The organism is Alkalibacillus almallahensis (assembly GCF_011761495.1).
Taxonomy (GTDB): Bacteria; Bacillota; Bacilli; order Bacillales; family Alkalibacillaceae; genus Alkalibacillus; species Alkalibacillus almallahensis.
Window position 1 is genome coordinate 67,331 of the sequence record NZ_JAASRU010000004.1, and the last position, 12,303, is coordinate 79,633.

A 12,303-nucleotide genomic window follows, 5' to 3' on the forward strand; every position below is an offset into this window, starting at 1 on the left:
GAGGATCACTTTGGTTGTCACATATATTCTTATCGCAATAGCTATTTTCATCGTTTTAACCGAAACGGTAAAAATGATTGTGCGTCGAACTTTAGGTGTTTCTAAAAGAAAAATAAAACCGTTTCGACCTTATCGAATAAATGACAGGCACGGATCAATCATTATATGGATACGGTTAACAGCTGCTTTTATAGGTTTGTTTGTGTTTCCGTTAGCTAGTCTACTCTCAAATATACATTTTTTATATTATTTCATCAGTTTAATTGTAACTTATAGTATTATCGAATTACTTACAACAGCTCATTTCGAATATTGGCACTCTAACACGCCACGACGAGCATTCGTTACATTAAGTGAAGCTGGCATGATATTATTAGCTGGCATTTTGTTCTTTGTTTTCAATGTCCCTGAATCACTTGCAGAGTATAAGGATTAACGATCCATTAATGGGTGAATTTAATAATTGTTTTTGCCGTCTCGTTTAACTTGATACATAGCCGTGTCAGCTAGTTGCAACAATAAGTCGCTATATTCACCGTCTTCCGGGTAGATACTCACTCCCATACTAGGGGTTACTTGAACTTCAGTTTCCCCTAAATCAAATGGAGCTCCAAAACGATGCATCATCTCATCTGCTAATTTGTCCCCATCATCTTCCAATTGAGGCACCAAAACAATAAATTCATCGCCGCCTAATCGGTATAAAATCCCTTTATCTTCTATAACTTGAGCTAATCGACCAGCGACTTGCTGTAATAAAGCATCACCAATTGAGTGACCGAAATCGTCATTAACTGGCTTGAAATTATCTAAGTCGACCATGATTAAAGCTACGCGTTCACCTTTTTGTTCTGCACTTTTCATAACTCGAGTAAGATCTTCATTAAACTTCGAGCGATTCAACAGCCCAGTTAGATCATCATGATAAGCTAGATACTGATATTGTGCCACTAGTTTTAAGTTTTGTCGGATTAAAAAGATATTCCGGACAACTGTGATAACAAGAATAAAGGCTAGACCTAAACTTAAACTATTGATTTCCCACCCATAACTATGAAAAACAAATGTCATCAGAATAAAGATGACAATATATGATAGAATCTCTTGTCGTAACGAGAATTGATGCCCATGCTGCGATAAGTGAACGCCTTCATGGTCACGAGCGTAAAATCCAGAAACACCGATCAAAACAACTCCCAATAACCACAACGGTTGAATATAAGCAGTCTCTATCAAACCTTCTATTGTCACAAAATAAAAATAAAGTAAATCCCCTAAGATCAGTATCATCAATCCGAACATACTATACCACTTCACATTTTCCGTTAACCAAGTCAAATTAAGTAATATAAAAACCGTAACCAGAATGCTCAAATCTAAAAGCGGATAAATGATCTCAATACTATCAAACCCAATTGACTGCTGGCTCAAATCAAATAGAGGCATTATAATAAAATGCAAGCCCAATGCTAAAACAAACGTCAAGAATACTAAGATGTTAAAGACGAACTGTTGACTTGTGTAATAACTTGTTAGAATTAACAATTTATAAATCAATGCGATAAAAAAGACTAAATAACTAAACGCCCATAACCAATTAGTTGCGAGTGTGAATTGGTCAGTTGACTGTACGGTGAAACTGATTACGTCATAAAGGTTAGTTAAACCAAAGAGCATCATACCAAGGCTTAATAATAACCAAAAATACCGATTTTGCGTGGTAAGCAACCAATATTGGCGAAATAACCAAAAAGACACACCTATTGCAGCAATTGCGACGCTTATTGGCCCTACCATTTGTCTTACTGCTGATTCATTTGGTAAACCAGCAATTAAAAGAAAGTAGATCCCTATCCACACAATGCTACCCATTAGAATTTTATGTTGTTTCAGCATGGTCATCCCTCATTGTAATCGATTTCATCGCACTAAATTCATAGTCCTATTTTACTATAACAATAAAATTCAAAATCCGCTAGTTATTTTTAAGGTGGTGATCTTTTTATCTTTGGATTCAATTCAACATTCAAGCCTCATATATGGTAGAATAGTTAAGATATGCATTATTTAACCAAAGGATGAACACTTATGCTTTCGATATCAGAAATACAAAAAGAGATCCCGTCTCATATATATTCACGCGGCTTAAACTATTACCATCAAGGAAACATCATCCATTTTAAACACAATCCCAAAGAAAATACTTATCATGCCTGGGTCTCAGGAAGTAAAATTTATCAAGTAAGAGCTGCAATAGAGAACAGCACAGTGAATTGTAGTTGTAACTGCCCTGCTTTTGAAGACAATCCTCCGTGCAAACATGTGGCCGCTGTTCTAATTAAGATGGCCAAAGATACAAACGCAAAAGAAGAAAGTTATGAATCTGACTATGAACGATTTTTGCGTCAACGTGAACAACGTGCCCATCAAAAACGCGATTATTCGAGTGAATTGATCCAAGCATTGTCCAATCGACCAACGACAGGGAAATATCAACGGGAAACATTAAAAGTCGAATTCACCATACGACATTTCCGCCAGCTCAGATTTGATGATAAGTTATCGATTGAAATGAAGGTTGGAACAAATCGGTTGTATGTCGTTAAGAGTATGCGTAAATTCCTTGAGAGCCTAGACCGAGGAGAAGAGCATGAATTCACTCCTAATTTTCAATATGATCCAAGTGAACACGTGTTTTCGGAAGAAGATCAGCGCGTGATTGATTTGCTTTTGCAACTATATCGAAACGATGTCTTTTATGATGGTCATTTCCAGACACCACCCAATTCAAAAGGCATCACCGTAACACCTGTTCTTGCTAAACCACTGATTGAAGCATTATCTTATTGTGATTGTCGGTTAGAAGATCAGCACCAATCTTATCAAGAGATCCATTGGCACAACGATGAACTACCTTTTCAATATGAGATTTATCAAGACGAAGGTCAGTATTTATTTGGATTTGATAATTTTAAACACATTACGATTTATAACGAGTATGACTTAGTGAAGTACGACAATTATTTTTATCCTGTCGACCAACAGAAAATGAGAACTTTATCGGATTTAGAACAAATCTTAGCTAGACAAACTGAACCTGCTATTTCGGTTTCAAACGATCAGATAGACTCATTTATGTCTGAAGTTTATCCGCAATTAGAAGAAGTCGGTGAGGTCACACTAACTGAAGATGTGTCAGAAAAAATGATTCAACCACCGCTTCATGCGACGATGCATCTCGATTTATCAGAAGATCGGCTAACAGCAAATTTGAAATATCAATATGATAATCATACATTTGATCCTTTAACTAATGAGGGGCCTGGCGAAACAGAGCAAATTTTAATTCGTGATACTGCCAAAGAACAAGAAATCATGAATATGATTGAACAGTCGGCATTTAAGTTTAATGGACAAACATTATACCTTGACGATGACCATGATATCTTCTCATTTTTATATGATCAGTTACCATTATTTCAAGACGATATCGACATTTATTCAACACAACCAGTGAAAAACATCGTAAAGGACGATCTACAGACCCCAACCGTTCAAGTCGACCTTGATTCTGGTGAGAACTTGTTAGATGTACAATTTGACTTTGGCGATATCCAGCCAGACGATATCCGCCAAATGATTCAATCTGTTCAGGAGAAGAAGCGGTTCTATCGTCTACCTGATGGCGCCTTTGTTCCACTTGATGACGATCATCTATCACAAGTGTCTTCTATTGTTAATGAATTAAATTTAAGTGCCGATGATTTAGAAAAGGAATCCGTTCAACTACCAGCTTATCGTGGTTTACAAATCGATGAAATTGCTGATGGTTTAAAAACACAATATAATAAAGCGTTTGAGCAATTGATCCAAGACATTAAGCAACCTGAAATGTTCGAAACTGAAGTGCCATCGACTATTCAAGCTGACTTGCGCGATTATCAACGGTTTGGCTTTCAATGGATGAAATCGCTTAGTCGCTATCACTTTGGCGGGATATTAGCGGATGATATGGGACTTGGTAAGACACTGCAAAGCATAACGTTTTTAGTGTCTGAACAAGATGATCTGGCTGGTGATGATCGTGGTAAGCCTGCGCTTATCATCGCGCCTGCTTCACTCGTCTATAACTGGCAAGCAGAATTCGAGAAGTTCGCACCACATATGAGCGTCGCGATCGCTCACGGGTCTGCCAGTGATCGTGAGAAGGTATTAAAAGAAAGCGATTACTATGACGTGATCGTGACCTCATATCCATCTGTCCGACAAGATGAATCATTATATCGTGATATTACTTTTTCAACGATGATATTAGACGAAGCTCAAGCGATTAAAAATCATTTAACAAAGCAAGCTAAGGCCGTCCGTACGATTCGAGCTCAAAGACGATTTGCTTTAAGCGGAACACCGATCGAAAATTCACTTGATGAATTATGGTCGATTTTCGATGTGTTATTACCAGGCCTATTTCCAGCTAAAAAGGCCTTCCGACAATTGCCTGAGAAACAAATCGCAAGAATGAGTCGTCCGTTTATCTTACGCCGACTTAAAGAAGATGTTTTAACAGAATTGCCGGATAAGATCGAAACTGTGCAACACTCTGAGTTAACAACGCAGCAAAAACAACTCTACCTCGGTTATTTAGAACAAATTCAAAGCGAAGCCGCGAATGTATTATCGACGGAAGAGTTTCAAAAGAATCGGATGAAGATTTTAGCTGGACTGACTCGTTTACGTCAGTTATGTTGTCATCCATCGCTATTCATTGAAGATTATGACGGTGAATCAGGGAAACTCAATCAATTATTAGAAATGGTTGAAACAGCCCGAGCAAGCAATCAGCGTTTGCTAATCTTCTCGCAATTTTCAAGTATGCTTCAAATTATTCAAACCAAGCTAAACGATATGGGCGTCGATGCCTTTTATCTAGACGGTCAAACACACTCGAAAGACCGAATTGATATGGCCAATCGCTTTAATGAAGGCGAGAAAGATATCTTTTTAATTTCACTTAAAGCAGGTGGCACAGGACTTAATTTAACTGGTGCAGACACCGTCATCTTGTATGATCTCTGGTGGAACCCAGCTGTAGAAGAACAAGCGACAGGTCGTGCTCACCGCATGGGTCAACAAAACGTCGTCCAAGTATTTCGCTTAGTGACGAAAGGGACAATCGAAGAGAAAATTCACCAATTGCAACAACGCAAACGTGAACTCATCGAAAACGTGATCCAACCTGGCGAAACAACGTTCCAAAACTTAACCGAAAACGACATCCGAGAATTACTGAACGTCTAACATTGTTAAACAATCTCCTGACTTTGTTAAACAGTATAATCAGATTGTTTAATAATCCAGCTAGAGTGTTAAACAATTGCCAGCAATTTTTTAACAATATTCTGCAAAAGTTAAAAACCAGGCAACCGCTAATCATCTCCTTAGCGATTGCCTGGTTTTTATTTACTAAGTTCCACAATACGTTACAAAGTCATCATCAGATTCCTCAGGTGGATCTATATACGCTTCTTGTGCTTCTGAGTAAGCATAAGGGTCTGCTAATACGCGTAATAAATCGTCCATCACTGATAAATCGCCCTCTTCATCTGCTGCTTGAATTGCTGCTTCAACTTGATGATTACGAGGTATGACCGAAGGATTTGCCCGCTTCATAACCGCTTTAATTTGTTCATTAGTAGCTTCTTCACTTTCCAAACGCGATTGCCACTTCTGATACCATGCTTTAAAATCTTCAGTTCCAAACCAAGTCGACTCATCAAACTTTCCTAATGTTAAATCACGGAATGTATTCGTAAAATCAGCTTCATTGTCTTTCATTAACGTTAATAATTCATCTACTAATGCTTCATCATCCGCCTGGCTAGTTTGTAAGCCTAACTTACGGCGCATCCCTTTCATCCACTCATCCTGATAATAATCAAAAAATTGATGAACGACACTTTCTGCTTTCCGTAACGTTTCATCATCCTCATCGCCAATTAAAAGCAACAACGTTTCTGCAAAACGCGCTAAATTCCAGGCGGCGATTTTTGGTTGATTCCCATACTTATACCGTCCGTATAAATCAATCGAACTAAACACCGTTTCCTGATTATACGTATTCATGAATGCACACGGTCCATAATCAATCGATTCACCGCTGATCGTCATATTATCCGTGTTCATCACGCCATGTACAAAGCCAACTAATTGCCACTGAATAATCGTTTTGGCCTGTCGTTTAACAACCTCATGTAGTAAAAATAAATAGCGATTATCCGCTTCTTCGTAACCAGTAAAATGGCGTTCTAAGGCATAATCCGCCAGTGCTTTTAAGTCATCATAACTTCCAAACTGTCTTGCATATTGAAAGGTTCCTACTCGAATATGACTATCTGCGACACGTGTCAATACAGCACCAATTTCTGGCGCATCACGTTGAATTGCTTCACCTGTAATCGTCACAGCCAAACTCCGGTTAGTCGGAACCCCCAAGCCATGTAAAGCCTCACTAATCATATACTCGCGAAGCATTGGGCCTAATGCTGCACGCCCATCGCCACCACGCGAATATGGAGTTGCGCCAGCACCTTTTAACTGGATATCATAACGAGAGCCATCTCCAGTCACATGTTCACCCAGTAAATGCGCTCGGCCATCACCTAACATCGTGAAACTCCCAAATTGATGACCTGCGTATGCTTGAGCAATTGGATTGGCTCCATCAGGCAACACATTGCCAGATAATTGCTGCACACCTTCATCTGATTGCAATACATCTGGATCTAGCCCGAGCTGTTGAGCTAAACTCCCATTCAAGAACACCAGTTGTGGGTCCTTTACGGGATTGGGTTCGACATGTGAATAAAACAATCCCGGTAATTCTGTATATGTTTGTTCTAAATTCCAGCCTATCTGACTCATAATATCCCTACTTTAATTACGTCTTTATTTTTATATAAACACAAGATCATTAATGATGTCTAAAAAATCGCTTGTTTCCCATTCGACAAAAGCACTCGAATATTATCGAAATTCCTCACAAAAATAATGCTCTATTCCTAGCAAATACCACAAAATGTTAAGCAGGGACAAAAATATTTGAACATTTGTTGAAATATATAGACATTTTTATAACATCATGTATACTATTCCTTGTAGTAAAAAAAGAATTTTCAGCAAGACGCCCTATCAGACATAGCAGGAGGATTAGTAGTGTACGATTTAAGTAATTCAACATTAATCGAAGCTTATGAACAAGCGATCAAACAAAACTTAGCTGAAGATTTCATCAAATTAATAGAAAAAGAACTCCATATACGAGGTATTCAACCAGATGAAATCAAATAATTTAATATGATGTGTTTAGAATGGACGCGGACGGGGTACATTATAATTAACACAACACATTTGATTAAAGTTCCCCCTTTTTTCTCACAAAGAAAGCCTTAGTCGTGACACAATATCGTCCGACTAAGGCTTTCTTAATGTTAGTTGTATTTGTCAAATCGATAGGTAAATACAATCCAAGTCATGATTAAAGCGCGTTCTATTTCATCACCCAAGTTGATTTTTGGATGAAATAATTTCTCACCATACTTCCCCTTAGAGATTTCACCTATTAAAGTATTACCTTCATACACTTCAATATGTGCACGAATGCTTTTAGCTTGAAAAGTAAACTTACGCCCACCCATTTCAAGATGCATAACCTCTAAAAAGCGTGATGCTGTTTTTAAATTAACATCAGTTGAGATTCTAGCAACACTTTCATCATCTTTAGTTATTTGATATGCGTCATTTTTCCAGTCCGATTTAGCAGTTGATACATGATAAACTGCAGCTGGATCGGTAAATCTAAACCTTAAATTCAAAAACCATAATCCTGGAGTAGGCATTAAATCGGCAACTAATTTATGCCACTGACGCTGATATACTCGATGGTAACTCGCTTCACGCCTGCCGTAATGAAATATGTATTTCTTCCCCGTTAACCACTTTTCGCTAATAGATGTCGCCCAAGGTTTATGAGAATGTTCGGGTTCATATTGTTCATCGCGAGTATTTAAACGTCGCGAGAACCTATAAATAACAGGTGCTGCGATTAATAAGAGTAAAGCTATTAGTAATTGGTTCATATCAAATTCACCCGTAAATTGCCATCTTAGAAAAATCCCTACAGAAGCTGCGATAAATAACGCTATTACTTTAGTCATCTCTCTCCTCCTTTCATTCGTTTTTAACAAGAAATACACAATAAAAAAGGCGGTGTAAACACACCAGCCTTATACAGTTCAATATAAAATCACATCGTGTATTCTGCTAATTTCAAATACGTTTGTCTTTGATCAAACTCGTTTCTCCAACCAACCCTTTAACACTTGAGCATGATTTTGTTGCGTGTTTTTAGAGGCAAAAAGTAACGTGACATCACCGTGTTTCAGTTGTTCACTAATCGTTGTCACTGCTTCCTGTACACCTTCAGTACTTTCTAGCTCATCACGATAAGCTTTCTTAAATGACTCCCAGTCCATGTCGTCATCATGCAGCGACTTCCGTAAATCGTTGCTCGGCGTTAATACCTTTGGCCAGTAATCTACTTTTGCCTTTTCTTTCTTGATCCCTCGTGGCCATAAGCGATCGACTAACACTCGATAACCATCCGTTTCAGCATAATCATCATATATACGTTTTAAAAGAATCGATGCCATCACGAACTGCCTCCTAACGATCTAGTATACTTGCTAACTTATTAAGTTTAGTTTATAAAACTAGGTTTCATATGACAACCATTAGTTACCATTTATTGTGAACTTTTTCCGCAAAACCAAATACATGATCGACTGAAATCGTTTGATCTGAACTTAGCTGAATCGTACCTTCAAAGTATCCAAACGCTTGCTTCGGATGGTGACGAATCACACCTAAATTAATATCTTCATGTTTTAGTAAGATAGGTTCAAAGGTCATATTGATCAAGCCATCTCTAGAGACGAAGTGCCATTGATCCATGAAATCTTCTGACTCAGGCGCGAAGTCTACATCACCTAATTTATAAGCTTTTCCTTGATAAAATGCCATATTTTCCGTTGCTTGGCTTGTATCTCCAAAGCCATAACCTAGATTAAAACCAAACAACGATCCGTCTTCTAATCGTGTCGACGCTGAGCTCCAGTACCACGTATTATTGTACGTCCACACGCCTCGTCCCCAGTCAAGTAAACCAAACATCCCATCTAATACGTATGTCTGATCACCCACTTGCATTGAGCCATGCGCTTCGAGATTATTAATCTTTTGATTATAGTAAAACGCCTTTCGATTATCAGGAAACGGCGTCGCAATCACCATTGAGTCATCATTACGGTAATAAAGATCCACATTTAACTCGAAATACCGTCCATCTCCTAAATCAGGTACAACACAATGCAATTCTTTATGAGTATCATGTGAAATCATATCGACTTGAATGGATTTGTGGTGATAAGTTATATCACCTACCGCGCTCGTTGTCGGCATATTTAATTTGCCCATTGGAAATGGCATCATCTTTGAAAAGCTCTTCATGTCTTGATTGTTAAAATCATAAACTTCAACACCAGCTAAACCCATAAATGAATTATCAGCTACCGTCAGTGACACACCTACTTCATCATTACCTATAAAGTAGTAATCCCATTCTTTAATCCGCCATTTAGGAGCTTTTACCATTTGTCGGTCATAATCTAATAATAGTGACCGTGCATAACCAGCCTGAAGCAAATGACCATTTTGATCTAATAATGGACCTCGATCTTTTATTTCAACCTGTTTCAATAACATCATACCTTTCTATGCTATGGTATTCACTATCTTATATCTAAAAAAAGTAGTTCAATTAAGGATCAAAACACCTAAATTGAACTACTTTAAACTATTAACTTAAGATACTATTAAAATGCAGCCGTCCAACCTGCATCTGCTACGATGACATCACCGTTCACAAAGCTTGAATCATCTGATGCTAAGAATAGAGCAACTTTCGCTATTTCTTCTGGTTTACCCGTACGTGGAATGACCGATTGGGCTAAACGCGTACGGCTGCCTCCGAATTGATTAACATTTTTCATGGCTTCTTCGTTCATAATATTCGTCTCAACTGCACCTGGAGCAATTGCATTACAACGAATACCTTCTTGAGCATACATGAAAGCTGTGTTTTTCGTAAGTCCAACCACAGCATGTTTTGATGCAGCATAAGAAGCACCCGCATGTGCACCGTTTAAACCACCAGTAGATGCCGTGTTAATGATTGTGCCCTGTCCTTGTTCTCGGAAGATCGGGACCGCTTTACGCGTTGCCATCATAACACCCTTCACGTTGACATCCATGATTTGATCCCATTTGTCATCAACAATATCGCCGACTGGTTCCATTAAATCCATAATACCAGCATTATTGACTAAAATATCAAGTGTTCCATAAGCTTCAACAGCTGTATCAATCATATTCTCAACATCTTCGCGTTTAGCAACATTAGCTGAAACAGCCTTCGCTTCGCCACCGGTATTTTGAATCGCTCTCGCTACTTCTTCAACACCTTCAAAGTTTAAGTCAACTAAGACCACTTTAGCTCCTTCATTTGCGTAAACTTCTGCAATCGATTTGCCCATACCTGATGCAGCACCTGTTACAACGGCAACCTTATCTTGTAATCTCATAAGAAATCCTCCTAGGTAAAAATTATATTGACTATCACTCAACCATTACTATGAGCGATATTTCTTCACATTAGCAGTCGTGCCACCATCTACTCTTATATCTGTTCCAGTCATATAAGAGGCAGCATCACTCACTAAAAATTCGATGACTGATGCGATTTCGTCAGACTCGCCTTCTCGTTGTAGTGGCGTTTTTTCTAACATCCACTTCATTTGTTCCTGTTGAGAAGCTTCCTGTCGTCCCATCGATGTATTAATTGTTCCAGGCGATAGCGACACGATTCTCGCTTGTTTTTCGCCCCATCTTTCAGCTTCATCTTCTACGATTAATTGCACACCTAATTTAGATAAACTATAAGCTGCGCCAGCATCGCCGTTGACATATGGTTCCATTAATTCTTTGACGCGTTCATTTAATGGATCTTTCAAAATATCAGTATATGGTCCCTCTGCAGGTACAAAGTGACCACTCATCGATGAAATACATACCGCCACTGTTTTAGGACCAGCCAAATGATAAAACTCATTCACAATATGACCTGTCCCAACTAAGTTAACGTCTAGTATTTTGTCAGCCTCAGCCATCGTCGGTGACAAACCAGCCGCATGAATAATAGAATGCAAAGTTCCCAGTGACTGAGCAAGCTCTGCAAGTTCTTTCACATCACTAGCTTTCGTGATATCTGTTTTTAAAGTAGAAACATTAGGAATCCCCTTCGACTGTAAATGTTTCTTTGCCTCTAACAGTTTTTCTTCATCCAAATCCGCCAGTAAAATGTAGTGATCTGACCCTAATCGTTCAGCCGTTCTCAGGCCCATTCCACCCGTTCCACCGGTGATAACGCTTACCGTTGCCACTAAAAACACCTCCTATCTGGCTTTCATAACTATCATTCTTTCTACTTATATCGTAAGGTATGATATGATGAAAAACAAACGACATTTATAGGCCAAATGTCCAGCCGAGGTGGGAATACAATGACGAATCATCAACCTGAACAACACACAGCCAAAGAATCCATTAATCTAGGTCTATTAACCCTTCTCGAAACAAAATCAATCGATCAGATTTCTGTCAAAACAATTGTGCAGCATGCAGGTGTAAGTCGTTCGACGTTTTATTTACACTACTATGACAAATATGACTTAATGGACCAACTCGAAGCTAAGATCACCGACGCTTTTCTTGCCCATTTCAGACAAGAGCCTGACACAGAGAATCAAACCGTCACAATTTATGATGTGACCGTTAATATTTGTCATCATGTTCTGTCTTATCGCGCTTTTTACCAGCATGCTTTTCGAGATCCTCAATTTATGCAATCGTTATCGAATCTGTTGAAAGACCAGCTTATCCATGTCTACAACAATCGCAGTTATGCAACCTTTGCTAGCTATGGAACAATCGGTTTTCTATCCGACTGGGTAACAAGCGGGTTTCAAGTAAGTCCTGAGGAAGCTGGCGAATCACTCGTTACGATCAGCTCAACCGATTGGTCACAGTATATTTCACAAACTATTGATCGTGCGACTCATAATCATTCGAGCAGTGATTGAATCATCTTCGAAAAAATCCAACTTCAGCAATCACAATCCTAATGGAAAT

11 protein-coding genes are annotated in these 12,303 nt (G+C 38.6%); 4 read left to right on the top strand and 7 right to left on the bottom strand.

Annotation, left to right across the window (positions count from 1 at the left end):
• Nucleotides 1–10: 10 nt before the first annotated feature.
• Nucleotides 11–436, top strand: coding sequence for a hypothetical protein (locus FHR85_RS04925; protein ID WP_167261712.1), 426 nt, complete (start codon nt 11–13; stop codon nt 434–436).
• A 20-nt stretch (nt 437–456) separates the two neighbouring features.
• Here the strand turns inward: FHR85_RS04925 and FHR85_RS04930 are convergent, their stop codons facing one another.
• Nucleotides 457–1,896, bottom strand: coding sequence for a GGDEF domain-containing protein (locus tag FHR85_RS04930; protein ID WP_167261714.1), 1,440 nt, complete (start codon nt 1,894–1,896; stop codon nt 457–459).
• Nucleotides 1,897–2,088: 192 nt separating this feature from the next.
• On the opposite strand from FHR85_RS04930, the gene FHR85_RS04935 reads away from it, so the two are divergent.
• Entirely contained in the window at nt 2,089–5,298 is a 3,210-nt protein-coding gene (locus tag FHR85_RS04935) for a DEAD/DEAH box helicase (protein ID WP_167261716.1), read from the top strand.
• A 165-nt stretch (nt 5,299–5,463) separates the two neighbouring features.
• Here FHR85_RS04935 and FHR85_RS04940 read toward each other — a convergent pair whose 3' ends face one another.
• Nucleotides 5,464–6,921 (bottom strand): protein adenylyltransferase SelO, encoded by a 1,458-nt coding sequence (locus FHR85_RS04940; RefSeq protein ID WP_167261718.1) that lies wholly within the window; start codon nt 6,919–6,921, stop codon nt 5,464–5,466.
• A 291-nt stretch (nt 6,922–7,212) separates the two neighbouring features.
• Here FHR85_RS04940 and sda point away from each other — a divergent pair, with 291 nt between their 5' ends.
• Nucleotides 7,213–7,347 (top strand): sporulation histidine kinase inhibitor Sda, encoded by a 135-nt coding sequence (gene sda, locus FHR85_RS14350; RefSeq protein ID WP_167261720.1) that lies wholly within the window; start codon nt 7,213–7,215, stop codon nt 7,345–7,347.
• Between the two features lie 140 nt (nt 7,348–7,487).
• Here the strand turns inward: sda and FHR85_RS04950 are convergent, their stop codons facing one another.
• The 5 genes from FHR85_RS04950 to FHR85_RS04970 form a co-directional block, all read right to left on the bottom strand.
• On the bottom strand, nt 7,488–8,213 hold the full coding sequence (locus tag FHR85_RS04950) for a hypothetical protein (RefSeq protein WP_167261722.1): 726 nt from the start codon (nt 8,211–8,213) through the stop codon (nt 7,488–7,490).
• Between the two features lie 132 nt (nt 8,214–8,345).
• A complete protein-coding gene (locus FHR85_RS04955) occupies nt 8,346–8,708 on the bottom strand; it encodes a DUF488 domain-containing protein (protein ID WP_167261724.1) in 363 nt (120 codons plus the stop codon).
• A gap of 85 nt (nt 8,709–8,793) precedes the next feature.
• On the bottom strand, nt 8,794–9,813 hold the full coding sequence (locus FHR85_RS04960; protein ID WP_167261726.1) for a DUF2804 domain-containing protein: 1,020 nt from the start codon (nt 9,811–9,813) through the stop codon (nt 8,794–8,796).
• A gap of 116 nt (nt 9,814–9,929) precedes the next feature.
• Entirely contained in the window at nt 9,930–10,697 is a 768-nt protein-coding gene (locus FHR85_RS04965) for an SDR family oxidoreductase (RefSeq protein ID WP_167261728.1), read from the bottom strand.
• A 48-nt stretch (nt 10,698–10,745) separates the two neighbouring features.
• Complete coding sequence (locus tag FHR85_RS04970) at nt 10,746–11,555, bottom strand: SDR family oxidoreductase (protein WP_167261730.1); 810 nt, start codon at nt 11,553–11,555, stop codon at nt 10,746–10,748.
• Between the two features lie 120 nt (nt 11,556–11,675).
• Between FHR85_RS04970 and FHR85_RS04975 the strand changes: the two genes are divergently transcribed.
• Nucleotides 11,676–12,254: a TetR/AcrR family transcriptional regulator gene (locus FHR85_RS04975; RefSeq protein WP_167261732.1), complete on the top strand. Its 579-nt coding sequence runs from the start codon at nt 11,676–11,678 to the stop codon at nt 12,252–12,254.
• The last annotated feature ends 49 nt before the right edge of the window (nt 12,255–12,303 follow it).

Excerpts from the sequence above, each read along its gene's own strand:
- FHR85_RS04965 (WP_167261728.1), bottom strand. The coding sequence starts at position 10,697 with ATGAGATTACAAGATAAGGTTGCCGTTGTAACAGGTGCTGCATCAGGT.
- FHR85_RS04930 (WP_167261714.1), bottom strand. The coding sequence starts at position 1,896 with ATGCTGAAACAACATAAAATTCTAATGGGTAGCATTGTGTGGATAGGG.
- FHR85_RS04940 (WP_167261718.1), bottom strand. The coding sequence starts at position 6,921 with ATGAGTCAGATAGGCTGGAATTTAGAACAAACATATACAGAATTACCG.
- FHR85_RS04950 (WP_167261722.1), bottom strand. The coding sequence starts at position 8,213 with ATGACTAAAGTAATAGCGTTATTTATCGCAGCTTCTGTAGGGATTTTT.
- FHR85_RS04935 (WP_167261716.1), top strand. The coding sequence starts at position 2,089 with ATGCTTTCGATATCAGAAATACAAAAAGAGATCCCGTCTCATATATAT.
- FHR85_RS04955 (WP_167261724.1), bottom strand. The coding sequence starts at position 8,708 with ATGGCATCGATTCTTTTAAAACGTATATATGATGATTATGCTGAAACG.
- FHR85_RS04975 (WP_167261732.1), top strand. The coding sequence starts at position 11,676 with ATGACGAATCATCAACCTGAACAACACACAGCCAAAGAATCCATTAAT.